General features: G+C 62.5%; 17 protein-coding genes. 10 read left to right on the plus strand and 7 right to left on the minus strand.

Translation table 11 applies throughout. From position 1 onward, the window contains the following. Nucleotide 1: 1 nt before the first annotated feature. Genes ACXZ1M_RS13955 through ACXZ1M_RS13965 form a run of 3 tightly spaced genes read right to left on the minus strand, consistent with a single transcriptional unit; the run spans nucleotide 2 to nucleotide 3,692 of the window. Complete coding sequence (locus ACXZ1M_RS13955) at nucleotides 2-904, minus strand: branched-chain amino acid ABC transporter permease (RefSeq protein WP_459053729.1); 903 nt, start codon at nucleotides 902-904, stop codon at nucleotides 2-4. Beyond that, nucleotides 901-1,734: an ABC transporter ATP-binding protein gene (locus ACXZ1M_RS13960; RefSeq protein ID WP_459054015.1), complete on the minus strand. Its 834-nt coding sequence runs from the start codon at nucleotides 1,732-1,734 to the stop codon at nucleotides 901-903. The genes ACXZ1M_RS13955 and ACXZ1M_RS13960 overlap by 4 nt, the downstream gene beginning before the upstream one ends. A gap of 14 nt (nucleotides 1,735-1,748) precedes the next feature. Then, the gene (locus tag ACXZ1M_RS13965) at nucleotides 1,749-3,692 is read right to left on the minus strand and encodes an AMP-binding protein (RefSeq protein ID WP_459053730.1); all 1,944 of its coding nucleotides are present in this window, start codon (nucleotides 3,690-3,692) and stop codon (nucleotides 1,749-1,751) included. Nucleotides 3,693-3,803: 111 nt separating this feature from the next. Between ACXZ1M_RS13965 and ACXZ1M_RS13970 the strand changes: the two genes are divergently transcribed. Beyond that, a complete protein-coding gene (locus ACXZ1M_RS13970; RefSeq protein ID WP_459053731.1) occupies nucleotides 3,804-4,493 on the plus strand; it encodes a Crp/Fnr family transcriptional regulator in 690 nt (229 codons plus the stop codon). A gap of 61 nt (nucleotides 4,494-4,554) precedes the next feature. Here ACXZ1M_RS13970 and ACXZ1M_RS13975 read toward each other — a convergent pair whose 3' ends face one another. After that, the gene (locus ACXZ1M_RS13975; RefSeq protein WP_459053732.1) at nucleotides 4,555-4,815 is read right to left on the minus strand and encodes a HigA family addiction module antitoxin; all 261 of its coding nucleotides are present in this window, start codon (nucleotides 4,813-4,815) and stop codon (nucleotides 4,555-4,557) included. Then, nucleotides 4,815-5,192 (minus strand): type II toxin-antitoxin system RelE/ParE family toxin, encoded by a 378-nt coding sequence (locus tag ACXZ1M_RS13980; protein ID WP_459053733.1) that lies wholly within the window; start codon nucleotides 5,190-5,192, stop codon nucleotides 4,815-4,817. Before ACXZ1M_RS13980 ends, ACXZ1M_RS13975 begins: the two co-directional genes overlap by 1 nt. Before the next feature lie 26 nt (nucleotides 5,193-5,218). Between ACXZ1M_RS13980 and ACXZ1M_RS13985 the strand changes: the two genes are divergently transcribed. The 6 genes from ACXZ1M_RS13985 (at nucleotide 5,219) to ACXZ1M_RS14010 (ending at nucleotide 10,079) form a co-directional block, all read left to right on the plus strand. Then, on the plus strand, nucleotides 5,219-7,033 hold the full coding sequence (locus ACXZ1M_RS13985) for an aminopeptidase P family protein (RefSeq protein WP_459053734.1): 1,815 nt from the start codon (nucleotides 5,219-5,221) through the stop codon (nucleotides 7,031-7,033). Next, nucleotides 7,030-7,281 (plus strand): hypothetical protein, encoded by a 252-nt coding sequence (locus ACXZ1M_RS13990; RefSeq protein WP_459053735.1) that lies wholly within the window; start codon nucleotides 7,030-7,032, stop codon nucleotides 7,279-7,281. The genes ACXZ1M_RS13985 and ACXZ1M_RS13990 overlap by 4 nt, the downstream gene beginning before the upstream one ends. Before the next feature lie 14 nt (nucleotides 7,282-7,295). Then, nucleotides 7,296-8,042, plus strand: a complete 747-nt coding sequence (locus ACXZ1M_RS13995; RefSeq protein ID WP_459053736.1) for an MgtC/SapB family protein — start codon at nucleotides 7,296-7,298, stop codon at nucleotides 8,040-8,042. 1 nt (nucleotide 8,043) lies between these two features. Beyond that, on the plus strand, nucleotides 8,044-8,658 hold the full coding sequence (locus ACXZ1M_RS14000; protein ID WP_459053737.1) for a DUF924 family protein: 615 nt from the start codon (nucleotides 8,044-8,046) through the stop codon (nucleotides 8,656-8,658). Next, on the plus strand, nucleotides 8,658-9,485 hold the full coding sequence (locus tag ACXZ1M_RS14005; protein ID WP_459053738.1) for a Rossmann-like and DUF2520 domain-containing protein: 828 nt from the start codon (nucleotides 8,658-8,660) through the stop codon (nucleotides 9,483-9,485). Before ACXZ1M_RS14000 ends, ACXZ1M_RS14005 begins: the two co-directional genes overlap by 1 nt. Nucleotides 9,486-9,716: 231 nt before the next feature. Further along, nucleotides 9,717-10,079: a hypothetical protein gene (locus ACXZ1M_RS14010; RefSeq protein ID WP_373989849.1), complete on the plus strand. Its 363-nt coding sequence runs from the start codon at nucleotides 9,717-9,719 to the stop codon at nucleotides 10,077-10,079. 9 nt (nucleotides 10,080-10,088) lie between these two features. Here ACXZ1M_RS14010 and ACXZ1M_RS14015 read toward each other — a convergent pair whose 3' ends face one another. Beyond that, entirely contained in the window at nucleotides 10,089-10,673 is a 585-nt protein-coding gene (locus tag ACXZ1M_RS14015) for a putative pterin-binding protein (protein WP_459053739.1), read from the minus strand. 42 nt (nucleotides 10,674-10,715) lie between these two features. Here ACXZ1M_RS14015 and ACXZ1M_RS14020 point away from each other — a divergent pair, with 42 nt between their 5' ends. From ACXZ1M_RS14020 to ACXZ1M_RS14030, 3 genes are all read left to right on the plus strand, one after another. Continuing rightward, a complete protein-coding gene (locus ACXZ1M_RS14020) occupies nucleotides 10,716-11,312 on the plus strand; it encodes an alpha-ketoglutarate-dependent dioxygenase AlkB family protein (protein ID WP_459053740.1) in 597 nt (198 codons plus the stop codon). 92 nt (nucleotides 11,313-11,404) lie between these two features. Further along, nucleotides 11,405-13,090 (plus strand): methyl-accepting chemotaxis protein, encoded by a 1,686-nt coding sequence (locus ACXZ1M_RS14025; RefSeq protein WP_459053741.1) that lies wholly within the window; start codon nucleotides 11,405-11,407, stop codon nucleotides 13,088-13,090. 186 nt (nucleotides 13,091-13,276) lie between these two features. Further along, entirely contained in the window at nucleotides 13,277-13,879 is a 603-nt protein-coding gene (locus ACXZ1M_RS14030; RefSeq protein WP_459053742.1) for an outer membrane beta-barrel protein, read from the plus strand. Nucleotides 13,880-13,937: 58 nt separating this feature from the next. Here ACXZ1M_RS14030 and ettA read toward each other — a convergent pair whose 3' ends face one another. Further along, entirely contained in the window at nucleotides 13,938-15,605 is a 1,668-nt protein-coding gene (ettA, locus tag ACXZ1M_RS14035) for an energy-dependent translational throttle protein EttA (protein WP_459053743.1), read from the minus strand. Nucleotides 15,606-15,644: the final 39 nt, after the last annotated feature.

Here is a 15,644-nt window from a genome sequence, read left to right on the forward strand (position 1 = left end):
CTCAAATTCTCCGGATGATTTTTTCGCCGAACAGCCCTTCGGGCCGCACCAGCAGGAACAGCAACGCCAGCACGTAAGGGAACCAGCCCTCGATGCCGCCGCCGACGATGGGGCCGATGTAGACCTCCGCCAGTTTTTCCGAGGCTCCGATAATCAGGCCGCCGACGATGGCGCCCGGCATGGAGGTGAAGCCGCCCAGGATCAGCACCGGCAGCGCCTTCAGCGCGACGAAGGTTAGCGCGAACTGCACGCCATTGCGCGCGCCCCACAGCAGCCCCGCCACCAGCGCCACCAGCCCGGCCACCGCCCACAGCACGGCCCAGATGCGCTGCAGCGGAATGCCGACCGCCAGCGCGGCCTGATGGTCGTCCGCCACAGCGCGCAGGGCGCGGCCCACTTTGGTCTTCGAGAACAGCAGGGCCAGTGTGGTGACCAGCAGGCCGCACACCAGCGCCGCCATGATGTCGAACTGCGACACCAGGATGTTGTAGTGGTCCATCAGGTACTGGGATGGCACGTCTTCTATCGGCAGCTCCAGCCTGCGCACCTGCGCACCGAACATCAGCTGCGCCAGGCCCTCGATAAAGAAGGCCAGCCCGATGGTGGCCATGAACAGCGTGATCTCCGGCTGGTTCACCAGTGGCCGCAGCACCACGCGCTCGATCGCCAGGCCCAGCACGATCATCACCGCCACCGTGATGGGCAGCGCGATCCACAGCGACACGCCCAGCTTGTCCATCACGCCCACGCAGGTGAGCGCGGCGAAGTACACCATCGCGCCCTGGGCAAAATTGAATACGCCGGAGGCTTTGTAAATCAGCACAAAGCCGATCGCCACCAGCGCGTACATCACGCCGGACAACAGGCCGCCGATCAGCACCTCGAAGAAGAAATTGACGTTCATTCGCAGCTCACTCCCAGGTAAGCATTGATCACATCCTTGTTGTTGCGGACTTCGTCCGGCGTGCCGTCGCCGATTTTGCGGCCATAGTCCAGCACCACCACGCGGTCGGAGATATCCATCACCACGCCCATGTCATGCTCGATCAGCACGATGGTGGTGCCGAATTGGTCGTTGACGTCGAGGATGAAGCGGCACATGTCCTGTTTTTCTTCGACGTTCATGCCGGCCATGGGTTCATCGAGCAGCAGGATTTCCGGCTCGGCGGCCAGCGCCCGGCCCAGCTCCACGCGCTTTTGCAGGCCGTAGGGCAGGCGGCCCACCGGCGTCTTGCGGATGGCCTGGATTTCCAGGAAGTCGATGATCTCCTCGGCCTTGATGCGGTGGGCGATTTCCTCGCGCCGCGCCGGGCCCCAGTACAGGGCCTGCATCAGGAAGTTCGATTTCATCTTGAGGTTACGGCCGGTCATGATGTTGTCGAGCACCGTCATGCCCTTGAACAGCGCAATGTTCTGGAAGGTGCGGGCGATGCCGGATTTGGCGGCGGCGTGGCAGTCCATATTCTTGCGCACCTCGCCGCGATAGACGATCTGCCCCTGCTGCGGGCGGTACACGCCATTGATCACGTTGAGCATCGAGCTCTTGCCGGCGCCGTTGGGGCCGATGATGGCGCGGATTTCGTGCTGGCGCACGTCGAACGAGATATCGGTTAGCGCCTTCACGCCGCCGAAGGACAGGGAAATGTTCTTCAGGTCGAGGATCACCGGCCCGGCGGCGCGGCGCACCGGGCCTTGGTCCGCGCTGAAGTGCGTTTCCGGCTCGTTCATTTGCATGGTGGTCCGCTCCGTCATGCCGCTGCCTGTACGGCAGGGTAGGTCTTGCACGACTCGATCTTCAGGTCCGCCGCGACCACGCCGCAGCGGCCATCTTCGAACTTGACTTGCGTTTCAATGTATTGCGAACTTTTGCCGCTGTAGAGCGCGTCGATCAGCACCGCGTACTTTTCGCCGATGAACTTGCGGCGTACTTTGCGGGTGCGCGTCAGTTCGTCGTCGTCGGGATCAAGTTCCTTGTGCAGCACCAGGTAGCGGTGGATCTGCGTGTCGCTCATCGCCGGTTCGGCCGCCAGGTCGGCGTTGACCTGTTCGATGCAGTCGCGCACCAGGCCATACACGGCCGGATGCGCGGCCAGGTCAGTGTAGCCCGAATAGGCAATGCTGCGGCGCTCGGCCCAATTGCCGACCGCCTCGATGTCAATATTGATGAAAGCGCACACCTGGTCGCGTTCATGGCCGAACACCACCGCCTCTTTTATAAACGGGAAGAACTTGAGCTTGTTCTCCACATAGTTGGGGGCAAAGATGGCGCCGCTGTTCATGCGGCCGACGTCGGCCGCGCGGTCGATGATTTTCAGGTGGCCTTCGTGGTCGAACAGGCCGGCGTCGCCGGTGTGGAAGTAGCCTTGCGCATCGATCGCCTCGGCGGTGGCATCGGGGCGCTTGTAGTAGCAGTCCATCAAGGTGGGCGATTTCACCAGCACTTCGCCGTTGGCGGCCAGCTTGACCTCGACGCCGGGCGCCGGCAGGCCGACGCTGTCGAACTTGATCTGGCCGTCCGGCTGCAGGCAGATGTAGGCGCAGGTTTCGGTCGATCCGTAAAATTGCTTCAAGTTGACGCCAATTGAGCGGTAGAAGCGGAACAGATCGGGGCCGATCGCCGCACCGGCCGTGTAGGCGACGCGGATGCGCGACATGCCCAGCACGTTTTTCAGCGGGCCGTAGACCAGCACCTTGCCGACGGCATAGGCCAGCCGGTCGGCTGCCGGCACCGGCTTGTTGTCCAATATTTGAGCACCGCAGCGGCGCGCCACGCCCATGAAGTAGTGGAACATGCGGCGCTTGATGGCGCCGGCATCCTCCATCCGGATCATCACCGTGGTCAGCATGTTCTCGAACACGCGTGGCGGGGCGAAGTAATAAGTCGGGCCGATTTCGCGCATGTCGGTCATCACGGTTTCGCCGGATTCCGGGCAGTTGACGGTGAAACCGGCGCTCATGGCCTGCGCAAAAGAAAACAGGCAGTCGCCGACCCAGGCCATGGGCAGGTAGGACAGGATGTCTTCGGCGTCGGTCAACCGTTCAAAGCCGACGCCGCCGTCGCCGGCCGCCAGCAATGCGGTGTGGGTCTGGCACACGCCCTTGGGCTTGCCGGTGGTACCGGAGGTATACAAAATGATGGCGTTGTCGCTGCCTTTGCCGGCGGCGATGGCGGCGTCGAAGAAGCCGGGATGCGCCTGGTCCCAGGCGCGTCCCATTTCCTGAAGTTGTGCGAACGACAGCAAGCCTTGCTGGCGATAGTGGCGCATGCCGCGTTCGTCGTCGTAGGCGATGTGGCGCACGTGCGGGTACAGCGATTGCAATTCGAGCAACTTGTCGACCTGTTCCTGGTCTTCGACGATGGCGTAGTGGATTTCGGCGTTTTCCAGCACGTAGGCCATGTCGGCGGCGGGGGCGTCCTGGTACAGCGGCACCGGCACGCCACCGAGGCATTGGGCGGCCAGCATGGACCAGTACAGGCGCGGCCGGTTGTCGCCGATGATGGCGAGGTTCATGCCACGTTCGAAGCCGAGCGCCGCCAGGCCGCAGGCCAGCGCACGCACTTCCTCGTTGACCTGGGCCCAGGTCCAGCTTTGCCAGATGCCCAGATACTTTTCGCGGAACGCAGGTTTTCCCGGCCTGACTTGGCCATGAGCAAGCAAGCGGCGAGGAAAAGTTTCGAATTCTGTTTGCACCAGTGTCTCCTGTTGCTGATTCTTTTTGTGTAATGATATTAGCTTGCCGCGAGAGGGAAGGTTGTCTTTTCGACGACAATTGAGCGACTTTTCTATGGTGCATTGCAAAATATGTCTGATCGAAACCAAGTTAGTTTGAAGCAGGCTTTGCGCACAGCGATCTGGGCCAAGGAGCTGACGCCCGAACAAATGGCGCGTGTCGAGGCCGATACCTTTGAAACCTTTGTTCCCAAAGGGGGTTATGTCTGCCGCAAGGGCGACATGGTGGAGAACTGGCTGGGTATTATCGATGGCATGGTGAAAATGAATAATTTCTCCGCCGACGGTAAAAGCGTGACATTTACCGGTGTGCCACCCGGTGGCTGGTTCGGCGAAGGCACGGTATTAAAAAACGAGGTATTGAAATATGACGCCATGGCGTTGCGCGATAGCCGGATTGCGCGCATGCCGGCCGCTACTTTCATGTGGCTGCTCGATAATAGTCTGCCTTTTACGCGGTTCTTGCTGATGCAATTGAACGAGCGCTTGGGACAGTTTATCGGCATGGTGGAAAACGACCGTTTATTAAATCCGGATACGCGTGTGGCGCGTTGTCTGGCGTCTTTATTCCATGCGCATTTATATCCAGGGCTGGAGCGCATCGTGCATATTTCGCAGGAGGAATTGGGATTGTTATCGGGTGCATCGCGCCAGCGCGCGAACCAGGCTTTGCAGCTGTTGGAGAAGGAGGGGCTGTTGAGTCTCGATTACGGCGGTATCCGCATACTCGACTTGGACGGATTACGGCATTATCAGGCTTAGCGCCAATTTTTTTGCCCAATTTATGCCAATTATTGGCGCGAACTCGCCAAAATCCGGCGCGCTAAGCGGCGTTGCGCAGCCTCTCCCGCCAGCGGTCCTGCATTTCCTGCAATCGGATCCACGAGCCCACCGACATGCCGACGACTTTAGAAAGCCGCTCCGCCATGGCGGGAGTTATTCTCGTTTGGCCATTCAACAGACGATTTATGGTTGAAGCCGACACACCCAATTGCGCTGCAAATTGCCGGGCGCTGATCTTATTGGGTCGCAAATACATTTCGGCGATAACCTCGCCCGGAGGCATGGGATCGTACATTTCCATTAGTGATAATCCTCATAGTCAATAATATGAGCATTTCCATCGATAAACTCGAAAGTGATTCGCCAATTTCCGTCAACGTGTACTGACCAGCGTTGTGTCTTCACTGCTCTCAGCGGATGCAAACGGAATCCTGGTCGATTCATACCCTCAATTGTTTCCGCAGCATCCAATACTGTGAGCAAATATCGTAGCCGTGTCGCATGATGAGGCTGGATTCCAGCGCGGTCGCCAGATTCGAAAAACTTGCGTAGTCCTTTGTGTCGAAATGAGACGATCATGATCAATATAGTCCCGCGCTGATTGCACAACAAGCTGGGCCATTTAATCATTGTGATTCCACACGTGTTTAGCGGTAGATCAGCTAATCGCGGTATCATGGCAACAAGCTATTTTGAACTTTTCCATGAATACTCCAGACTCCACCCAAGTCGCCGAACGCATCGCCTTGTTGCGGGCGGCAATGCGACAGCAGCAGATCGATGCGCTGATGATTCCGTCAGCCGATCCGCACCTGTCCGAATATTTGCCCGAACGCTGGCAGGGCCGCGAATGGGCCTCGGGTTTCACCGGCTCGGTCGGTACCCTGATCGTCACGCAGGAATTCGCCGGCGTCTGGACCGACGCCCGCTACTGGACCCAGGCCGAACAGCAACTGGCCGGCACCGGCATCCAGCTGATGAAGCTGACCTCCGGCGCCAGCGTGCAATATGTTGACTGGTTGGCAAGCCATCTGAAAGCAGGCCAGGCGCTGTCGGTGGACGGCGCCGTGCTCGGCCTGGCGATCGCCCGCCTGCTGCAAACCGCCTTGGACGCCAAAAACGTCACGCTGCGCACCGATCTCGATCTGCTGGAGCAAGTCTGGCCAGACCGTCCGCCGCTGCCGGCCGCGCCGGTCTACGAACATCTGCCGCCCTACGCCTCGAAAAGCCGCAGCGGCAAGCTGGCCGAGCTGCGCGGCGCCATGCAGCAGGCCGGCGCCAGCCGCCACCTGATTTCCACGCTGGACGACATCGCCTACCTGTTCAACCTGCGCGGCGCCGACGTCAATTTCAACCCGATTTTCCTGGCGCATGCCCTGGTCACCCCTACGCGTGCCACTTTGTATGTGGCCGACGGCAAGATCACCCCGGAACTGCGCGCCGCCCTGGCCGAGGAAGGCATCGACGTCGCGCCCTACGCCTCGGCCGCCGCCGCCCTGGGCGCCTTGCCGGCCGACGCCACCGTGTTGCTCGACCCGCGCCGCGTCACCTACGGCACCCGCCAATGGCTGCCGGCCAAGCTCAAGGTGGTCGAAGCGATCAATCCGACCACCCTGGCCAAGTCGCGCAAGAGCGAGCCGGACGCCATCCACGTGCGCGCCGCCATGGAGCAGGACGGCGCCGCCCTGTGCGAATTCTTCGCCTGGCTGGAACAGACCCTGGCCAACCCGGTACGCGCCCCGCTGACCGAAGTCGAGATCGACCGCCAGATCACCGCCGCCCGCGCCCGCCGCCCCGGTTTCGTCAGCCCGAGTTTTGCCACCATTGCCGGTTTCGGCGCCAACGGCGCGATCATGCATTACCGCGCCACCGAGGCACGCCACGCCATCATCGAGGGCGAGGGCCTGCTGTTGATTGATTCCGGCGGCCAATATCTGGGCGGCACCACCGACATCACCCGCGTGGTGGCGGTCGGCGGCATCAACGACGAACAGCGCCGCGACTTCACGCTGGTGCTGAAGGGCATGATCGCCTTGTCGGCGGCCCGCTTCCCGCGCGGCACCAAGTCGCCGATGCTGGACGCCATCGCCCGTGCGCCGCTGTGGGCCGAGGGGCTGGACTTCGGTCACGGCACCGGCCACGGCGTCGGCTATTTCCTGAATGTGCATGAAGGCCCGCAATCGATCTCGCCGTCCACCATGCCGGAGCCGCACACGGCCATGGAGCCAGGCATGATTACCTCGATCGAGCCGGGCCTGTACCGGCTGGGCCGCTGGGGCATCCGCATCGAAAACCTGGTGTTGAACCGCGCCGCCGGCCAGACCGAATTCGGCGAATTCCTCACCTTCGAAACGCTGACGCTGTGCCCGATCGACACGCGCTGCATCGACCCACTGCTGTTGCGCGACGATGAGAAGCGCTGGCTCAATGATTACCACGCCACGGTGCGCAAGCGCCTGTCGCCGCTAGTGTCCGGCGCCGCGCTGGCCTGGCTGGAAAACCGAACGGAGAATGTATGAGCGGACGTGCAACCCGAGCCACCACGGCGGTAGATCGCCTGAAACGCCGCACCGGCAACGAGAAGTATTCGATGTCGGTTACCGGCAGCGGCCACTTTTTCCTGTCCGAAGGCGCCGGCAATCCACCCTTGTGCCCACCGCTGGAGCTGGATGACTTTGTCGCCTTCGTCAAAACCATCGCACCGGAGGCGCCGAAACGCGTGAGCAAACTCGATATCGCCTTCGAAAAGCAACTCGTCAAAAAATAAGAAAGAGGCTCACCATGCCCGCACTGGAATTCCTGCAAGCGTATTGGTCCCATGCCGAAATCGCCACCAACGCGGTGATTTTGTTGAACTTGCTGGGCGCGCTGGGGCTGGGGCTGCTGGTGGGCTACGAGCGCTCCTATCACGGCCGCGCCGCCGGCATGCGCACCTACGGCCTGGTGTGCATGGCCTCGGCCGCGCTGACCGTGATCGGCGGCTACCCGGCGCACTGGTTTGGCGGCCACGTGTCGCAATACCTGGTCAATTCGGATCCCACCCGCATCGTCCAAGGCATCGTCACGGGCATCGGCTTTCTCGGCGCCGGTGTCATCATGCGCGAGGGCTTCAATATCAGCGGCCTGACCACGGCGGCCTCGATCTGGGCCTCGTCGGTGATCGGTGTGATGGTCGGCGTCGGCTTCTACCTGGGCGCGATCGGCCTGGCCATGTTGTGCGCCGGCTCGATGATCTTCCTGACCCGGGTGGAAGCTTGGCTGCCGTCGCGGCACGCCATCGCCATTACCATGCGCTTCAAGGCCGGCTACAAGCCGCAGGAGCCCGCGCTCAGGGCCATGGCGTTGCAGCGCGGTTATGAAATCGCCGGCGGCTCGCTGATGATAGGCAGCGACGGCGGCATGCAGGAATGGCGCTTCGTCGCCATCGCCCTGAGCAAGCGCAGTGGCGCACCGATGGCGGTGTTATCGGCGGAGTTAGCCGAATTTGAGGGCATCCACAGTTTCCAACTTACCCACGCACGCAACTGATATGAATGCACAAGCCCAGGCCGTATTCGATTTCTGGTTCCAGCCAGCCCAAGGCCAGGCGGCCGATGCGCCGCGCCGTGTATGGTTTCAAAAAGACGCGGCCTTCGACCGCGAGATCGAGCGGCGTTTCGGCGAGGAGATCGCGCAGGCGCTGGAAGGCGGCCTGCAGCGCTGGGCGGCGGAAGGGCCGGCGGCGGCTTTGGCGAACATCCTGCTGCTGGACCAGTTTTGCCGCAATGTGTATCGCGGCACGCCGCTGTCGTTCGCCGGCGACCATCTCGCCTTGCAGGCCGCGCTGGACATGATCGAGGCCGGCGAAGACCAGCAACTGCCGCCGTTGCAGCGCGCCTTCATCTACCTGCCGCTGGAACACGCGGAAGACATGGCGATGCAGGAGCAATCCGTGGCGCTGTTCAGCCGCATGGCCGACGAAGCGCACGCCAGCGGAGCCGCTCCCGCCACCATCGAAGGCCTGGACGGCATGTTCGACTACGCCAAGCGCCATCGCGAGGTGATCCGCCGCTTCGGCCGCTTCCCGCACCGCAACGCCATTCTGGAACGGGCATCGACCCCGGCCGAGCTGGAGTTCCTCAAGCAGCCGGGATCAGGTTTTTGATGCCGGCGACCTTGAACCTGATCGGCGCGGGCCATGTCGGCCGCGTGCTCGGACGTTTGCTGGCCGGGCAGGGCGGGTTTGAGCTGCGCCAGGTGCTGACGCGTTCGGCCGCCTCTGCGCAGCAGGCCGTCGATTTCATGGGGGCCGGCATGGTGGCGACCGCCTACGAGCAGCTTCAGCCGGCCGCCGTGCACCTGCTGGCGGTGGGCGACGACCAGATTGTGTCCGCCTGCGAGGCGCTGGCGCGGGCCGTGGCGCTGCAGGGCAGCATCGTGTTTCATTGCAGCGGCGCGCTGGCGTCCGACCGCCTGCAGGCGGCGCGTGATGCCGGGGCGCTGGTGGCCAGCGTGCATCCGATCCGCAGTTTTGCCGATCCGGCCGCCGTGGCTGCACAATTTTCAGGCACCTTCTGCGGCATCGAGGGCGATGCAGCGGCGCTGGCCGTGCTCACGCCGGCGCTGGAAGCCATCGGCGCGCGGCCGGTGCGGATCGAGGCCGCCGCCAAAACCGTGTACCACTCGGCCGCCGTGTTCGCCAGTAATTATCTGGTGACCGTGCTGGACGCCGCCCTGCGCGCCTATCAGGCCGCCGGCATTCCGGAGGCGGTGGCGCGCGAACTGGCCCAGCCCTTGGCGAGCGAGTCGATGGCCAATGTGTTTCGCCTAGGCGCGGCCGCCGCGCTGAGCGGTCCCATCGCGCGCGGCGACATGGCGACCGTGGCGCGCCAGCAGCAGGCGGTCGACGCATGGGACGAGGAGACTGGAGCGTTGTATCGGGCGCTCGTCGCGCCGACCGTGGAGCTGGCGCGCAGAAAGCATCAGAAGTAGCGCATTGGTGCGTAACTCCTTGCAAATTACTACTTAACAACTATATTTTAAGGTGACGCCGGCTTTGTCCCGGACATTGCTTTGCAGTTGTAATGGTACGAATTCACAAAATAAGTACGGGATCAGTCGACAAACCTCTGAATTAGCAATAAGCTTGATTCTTAGAATGTTTTCTACAAGAACTTAAGCTGCAAGCTAAACCGGCGCCAAATTGATAGTAGGGGTAAGAACATGTTATTTCTGAAGAGTACGACCGTCACCAAAGCGCCTGGCATTTACGACGTCGATATCGCCGCCAAACCACCGGGCAAGACCTTCGGTGTGTTCATCGCCACCGATCCGGACCATCCGCCTAGCGAAGTGCTGGCGCAACTGGCCGCACTGGGCTTCAAGCAAACCTACAGCGGCGGCTACACCCACAAGGATCGCGGCAAGGTGCTCGATCTGCACTTCCAGAAAGACGGCACCGACCTGTTCCAGGGTTGGAAAGCGGAAGAGCTGGAAGCCAATATGGCCGCCATCAACGCGCTATTCAACGGCATCGGCATCACCGTCGCGCCGCGCGTGATGAGCCTGGCGGAAGCTTACGCTTAGGTCTAAACGTTACGCCTGCACCTCGATGTGATACAGGCCCCAGGGGCACTGGCCAAACCGGTCCGCGACCGGTTTAGCCGCCATGTCGGGGATCTTGTCGGCGTCGTACACCGCCCATAGCGGCCCCAGGCCGCCCAGCGCCATCGGTGCGCCATCCAGGTGGGTCGCCACGATAAACCGCTGGGCTTGCGCCTGCGCCACCGTCACGGTGGCGGCAAAGCCGTCGATCGCGCGCAGCACCAGCCTGGTGTTGTCGCCCGCTTTGGCGCCCGCCGCTTTCACCACATCCAACAGCAAGGGACCGCGCAGTGTGTGCTGCTTGCCGTCGTACTCCAGCGTCGGCTTGATGGTGATCGCCGGCAGCGCCGTCAGCGCGGCGTAGTCGAAGGCGTGCGCCTTGTCGAAACTCAGCTTCTGCTTGAACATCAACTGATCGCGCACCGGATCGAGCTTGCCGCGATTGCCGGCGCCGATAGCGCCGGTGATGGTCAGCAGGGTCGGGCCGGCGGCACCAGCGGCGGCGCGCGCCGGCAGGCTGATGGCGGCGGAAAAACCGGCCAGCGCGGCCGTGCCCAGGAACTGGCGTTTTTTCATGCGGTGACTCCTCGTTTGCGTGTTGCCGGTATCATACCGCGCATGGACTTATTTGCCGACGATACCCGCCTTGCGCCCATCCCCATCGAAGATGGCGAGCTGTGGTTCCAGCAGCGGCTGGCGCTCGATCTGGCGCCGGACGTCGTCATGCAGCGCCTGCTGTCGGAGACCGACTGGCGCGCAGAACAGATCCAGGTGTGGGGCAAATTGCACATGCAGCCGCGTCTGTCGGCATGGCATGGCGAGGCCAGCTATCGATACTCGGGCAAGACCTTCCATCCGCAGCCGTTCACGGCGCTGCATCTGCACATCAAGCAGGCCGTCGAGGCGGCCACCGGGCGGCGCTTCAACAGCGTGCTGCTCAACTACTACCGCGACGAGCGCGACAGCATGGGCTTCCATGCCGACGACGAGCGCGAGCTGGGGCCGGAACCGGCGGTCGCCTCGGTCAGCTTCGGCGCGCCGCGCACCTTCATCCTCAAGCACCGGCGGCTGCCGAAGACCGTCAAGCTGGCGCTGGGCGACGGCTGCCTGCTGCTGATGGCGGGTGCGCTGCAGCAGCACTGGCTGCACGGCATCAACAAGGAACGCACGCCGCGCGGGCCGCGCATCAACCTGACGTTCCGCCAAATTCTCTAGACAGGGCCGCGCACGGTTCAACAATCAGAGCAAGGCGCGGTGCGGACTGCTATCGTATTCCCCTCACCATGGGAGGACATATGTTTAGCAACATGAAAGTCGGTACCAAACTTATCGCTGGCTTCAGCAGCATTTCGGTGATGGGCGCGATCGTCGCCTGCATCGGCATCGTCAGCATGAGCCAGCTCAACAGCGCGGCGGACGCCATGTACCGCGAAGACCTGGTTGGACTCTCCTACATCAAGGAAGCCAACATCAACCTGATCTACGCGGGCCGCTCGCGCACCACCTTCCTGGCGGCGCAGACGGCGGAAGAGCGCAGCAAGATCCGTGGCGACGTGCAAGGCTATCTGGTCGCCATGAACGATTACCTGGCCAAGGCGCGGCCGCTGTTCGTTTCGGCCGAGGGCCAGAAACTGCTCGATGAATATGTCCAGCCCGCCAAGGATTATGAGCGCCTGATCACGGCGGCGCTCGACAGCGCGCAGGGCGAGCCGCTGGCGCAGCGCAGCGACGAGGCCAACCGCGCACAACTTGCCGCGCGCACCCAGGCCGACCGTCTCGACAAGCTGCTGGACGTGATGACCGATCTGAAGGAAAGGCGCGCCGCCGAGAAGGCCAAGTCCACCGGCGAGCTGTACCGCTTCAGCTTCACGCTGATGATCGGCCTCGTGTTGGCCTCCTTGGGCGCGGGCCTGGCGCTGGGTGTACTGATTACCCGTGCGCTGATGCGTCAGCTCGGCGGCGAGCCGGGCGACGTCGCCAGGCTGGCCGGCAAGATCGCCGATGGCGACCTGACCGTGAATGTCGACCTGCGGCGCAACGATAACCGCAGCGTGCTGTTCGCCATGAAATCCATGCGCGACAGCCTGGGCGGCATCGTCGGCCAGGTGCGCAGCGGCACCGACACCATCGCCACGGCGTCGGCACAGATCGCCAGCGGCACGCAGGACTTGTCGGCGCGCACCGAGGAGCAGGCCGGCGCGCTGGAGGAAACCGCGTCCTCCATGGAAGAGCTGACCTCCACCGTCAAGGCCAACGCCGACCACGCGCGGCACGCCAACGAACTGGCGCGCTCGGCCTCCAGCGTGGCGCAGAAGGGCGGCGCCGTGGTGGACGAAGTGATCGGCACCATGGGCGCCATCAACGAATCGTCCGGCAAGATCGCCGACATCATCGGCGTCATCGACGGCATCGCTTTCCAGACCAATATCCTGGCCTTGAATGCGGCGGTGGAAGCGGCGCGCGCCGGCGAGCAGGGGCGCGGCTTTGCGGTGGTGGCGTCGGAAGTGCGCACCTTGGCCCAGCGTTCGGCCTCGGCCGCCAAGGAAATCAAGCAACTCATTGATGAGTCGGTTAGCAAGGTCGGCGCCGGCGCGCGCCAGGTGGACGAGGCCGGCGTGACCATGCGCGAGATCGTCTCCAGCATCCAGCGCGTGACCGACATCATGGCCGACATCCAGGCCGCCAGCAGCGAACAGACCACCGGCATTGAGCAGATCAACCAGGCCATCGTGCAGATGGACCAGGTGACCCAGCAGAATGCCGCGCTGGTGGAGGAATCGGCGGCGGCGTCGGAAGCGATGCAGGACCAGGCGCGCAAGTTGGCCGAACTGGTCAGCGTGTTCCGGGTGGAGCAGGCGCCTGGGGCGCTGGCACCGCCGGCCAGGCCGCGTCCGGCGTCGCGGGTGGCGCCCAAACCGATGGTGAAATTGCCGCGTCCAGCCGCGCCCAAGGCTGCTGTTAAAGAATCGGCAACGGATTGGGAGGAATTTTAAGCGTACTTTAAGTTTGGCGGATCTTGAAATTTTCCAATGATCGTTTGGCTTACATCTCGTCACACTTCTTACTAATTCGGAAGTGACGAGGGTTGTTCAGAGTGCTATCTTGGATCCATCGCAATTCACTAGTAACTGCGATCCCAAGCAAGTCTCGTTTCAACCTTTTGCTGAAAGATCAAAATCATGAAGAAAATTCTGTACGCTTTAGTTGCTTCCGCAGCCGCCCTGGGTGGTACTGCCGCTTATGCTCAAAACACGCAGGACGCCGCCGGCACCGCCTACATCGGTGCGGGCGTGGTCGGCAGCCGGTATGACTTCGACAGCGCCGGCGCTGGCGCCGTGAGCGGCGACAAGCAAAGCGGCAACAAGGCCGGTGGCAAAGTTTACGGTGGCTACAACATCGACAGCACCTGGGCGGTGGAAGCCGGTTACACCGACTTCGGCAAGCGCAGCTACAACTACACCCGTAGCGGCGCGGCCGGCGGCATCAACACCGACGCCCACTCGTACTACGTGGCCGGCAAAGGCACCTGGCCGGTAGCGCAGGACTTCGCCGTGTTCGGCAAGCTGGGCGTGGCGCGCAACCACAACGAAGTGACCACCTCGGGCATCGCCTCGGTGAGCGGCAGCGACAACAAAACCGCGCTGTACGCCTCGGTGGGCGGCGAGTACGCCATCAACAAAAACGTGAAGGTCTCGCTGGAGTATGAAAACTACGGCAAGAACGACATCGACACCGGCCGCAAAGCCGGCGCCATCACCGCCGGCCTGCGCTATAACTTCTAAGCGCCTGGCATAAAAAAAAGGGCCTGCTTATGCAGGCCCTTCTCATTCGCGAAGCTGATTAGTTGGTCAGCGGCTTGTAGCGAATACGCTTCGGCTTGGCGCCTTCTTCGCCCAGGCGTTTCTTCTTGTCGGCTTCGTACTCCTGGTAGTTGCCGTCGAAGAAGGTGACTTGGGAGTTGCCTTCGAACGCCAGGATGTGGGTGGCGATGCGGTCCAGGAACCAGCGATCGTGCGAGATCACCATCACGGAACCGGCGAACTCCAGCAGCGCATCTTCCAGCGCGCGCAGGGTTTCGATGTCCAGATCGTTCGACGGTTCATCGAGCAGCAGGACGTTGCCGCCCTTGAGCAGCGTCTTCGCCAGGTGCAGGCGGCCACGTTCACCACCGGACAGGTTGCCGACGATCTTCTGCTGGTCGCCGCCCTTGAAGTTGAAACGGCCCAGGTAGGCGCGCGATGGCATTTCGAAGCGGCCCACGCTCAGGATGTCGGCGCCGCCCGACACGTCTTCAAACACGGTCTTGGCATCCTGCAGCTTGTCGCGGTTCTGGTCGACCAGCGACACGCGCGCGGTCTGGCCGATCAGCACTTCGCCGCTGTCCGGTTTGTCGATGCCGGCGATCATCTTGAACAGCGTCGATTTACCGGCGCCGTTCGGGCCGATGATGCCGACGATGGCGCCCGGCGGAATCGTGAACGAGACGTTGTCGAGCAGCAGGCGGTCGCCGAAGCCCTTGGACACGTTCTTGAATTCGATGACTTCGTTACCCAGACGCTCGGCCACAGGAATGAAGATCTCCTGGGTCTCGTTGCGCTTCTGGTATTCGTACTCGCTCAGCTCGTTGAAGCGGGCCAGGCGGGCCTTGGACTTGGCCTGGCGCGCCTTCGGATTCTGACGCGACCATTCCAGTTCTTTTTGCAGCGCGCGCTGGCGGGCCGATTCGGTGGCTTCTTCCTGCTTCAGGCGGTCCTGCTTCTGGTCCAGCCACGACGAGTAGTTGCCTTTCCATGGAATGCCATGGCCGCGGTCCAGTTCCAGGATCCATTCGGCGGCGTTGTCGAGGAAGTAGCGATCGTGGGTGATGCCGACCACGGTGCCCGGGAAGCGCAGCAGGAACTGCTCCAGCCATTCGACCGATTCCGCATCCAGGTGATTGGTTGGTTCGTCGAGCAGCAGCATGTCCGGCTTGGACAGCAGCAGCTTGCACAGCGCCACGCGGCGCTTTTCACCGCCGGACAGGATGCCGACCTTGGCGTCCCATGGCGGCAGGCGCAGCGCGTCGGCGGCCATTTCCAGTTGCAGGTTCAGGTTGCCGCCGTCGGACGACGAAATGATCGCTTCCAGGCGCGCCTGCTCGGCGGCCAGCGCGTCGAAGTCGGCGTCTTCCTCGGCGTAGGCGGCGTACACGGCGTCCAGCTTGGCTTGCGCCTCAAACGCTTCGCCCAGGCCCGATTCGACTTCCTGGCGCACGGTTTTTTCCGGGTCCAGCTGCGGTTCCTGCGGCAGGTAGCCGATGTTCAGGCCCGGCATCGGACGGGCTTCGCCCTGGATGTCGGTGTCGATGCCTGCCATAATTTTCAGCAAGGTCGACTTACCGGAGCCGTTCAGGCCCAGCACGCCGATCTTCGCGCCCGGGAAGAAGGACAGCGAAATATCTTTCAGAATCTGGCGCTTGGGCGGGACGATTTTGCCCACGCGGTTCATGGTATAGACGTAATTTGCCATTGAGAATCTCAGTGAAGGTGAAATGCAGGGAAGGACGAC

The sequence above is a fragment of the Duganella paludis genome, assembly GCF_054461335.1.

Coding starts and splice junctions, on each gene's coding strand:
- ACXZ1M_RS13980 (WP_459053733.1), bottom strand. CDS start 5,192: ATGATACCGCGATTAGCTGATCTACCGCTAAACACGTGTGGAATCACA.
- ACXZ1M_RS13990 (WP_459053735.1), top strand. CDS start 7,030: ATGAGCGGACGTGCAACCCGAGCCACCACGGCGGTAGATCGCCTGAAA.
- ACXZ1M_RS14010 (WP_373989849.1), top strand. CDS start 9,717: ATGTTATTTCTGAAGAGTACGACCGTCACCAAAGCGCCTGGCATTTAC.
- ACXZ1M_RS13975 (WP_459053732.1), bottom strand. CDS start 4,815: ATGGAAATGTACGATCCCATGCCTCCGGGCGAGGTTATCGCCGAAATG.
- ACXZ1M_RS13970 (WP_459053731.1), top strand. CDS start 3,804: ATGTCTGATCGAAACCAAGTTAGTTTGAAGCAGGCTTTGCGCACAGCG.
- ettA (WP_459053743.1), bottom strand. CDS start 15,605: ATGGCAAATTACGTCTATACCATGAACCGCGTGGGCAAAATCGTCCCG.
- ACXZ1M_RS13960 (WP_459054015.1), bottom strand. CDS start 1,734: ATGCAAATGAACGAGCCGGAAACGCACTTCAGCGCGGACCAAGGCCCG.
- ACXZ1M_RS14030 (WP_459053742.1), top strand. CDS start 13,277: ATGAAGAAAATTCTGTACGCTTTAGTTGCTTCCGCAGCCGCCCTGGGT.
- ACXZ1M_RS13955 (WP_459053729.1), bottom strand. CDS start 904: ATGAACGTCAATTTCTTCTTCGAGGTGCTGATCGGCGGCCTGTTGTCC.
- ACXZ1M_RS14015 (WP_459053739.1), bottom strand. CDS start 10,673: ATGAAAAAACGCCAGTTCCTGGGCACGGCCGCGCTGGCCGGTTTTTCC.
- ACXZ1M_RS14025 (WP_459053741.1), top strand. CDS start 11,405: ATGAAAGTCGGTACCAAACTTATCGCTGGCTTCAGCAGCATTTCGGTG.
- ACXZ1M_RS14005 (WP_459053738.1), top strand. CDS start 8,658: ATGCCGGCGACCTTGAACCTGATCGGCGCGGGCCATGTCGGCCGCGTG.
- ACXZ1M_RS13985 (WP_459053734.1), top strand. CDS start 5,219: ATGAATACTCCAGACTCCACCCAAGTCGCCGAACGCATCGCCTTGTTG.
- ACXZ1M_RS14020 (WP_459053740.1), top strand. CDS start 10,716: ATGGACTTATTTGCCGACGATACCCGCCTTGCGCCCATCCCCATCGAA.
- ACXZ1M_RS13995 (WP_459053736.1), top strand. CDS start 7,296: ATGCCCGCACTGGAATTCCTGCAAGCGTATTGGTCCCATGCCGAAATC.
- ACXZ1M_RS14000 (WP_459053737.1), top strand. CDS start 8,044: ATGAATGCACAAGCCCAGGCCGTATTCGATTTCTGGTTCCAGCCAGCC.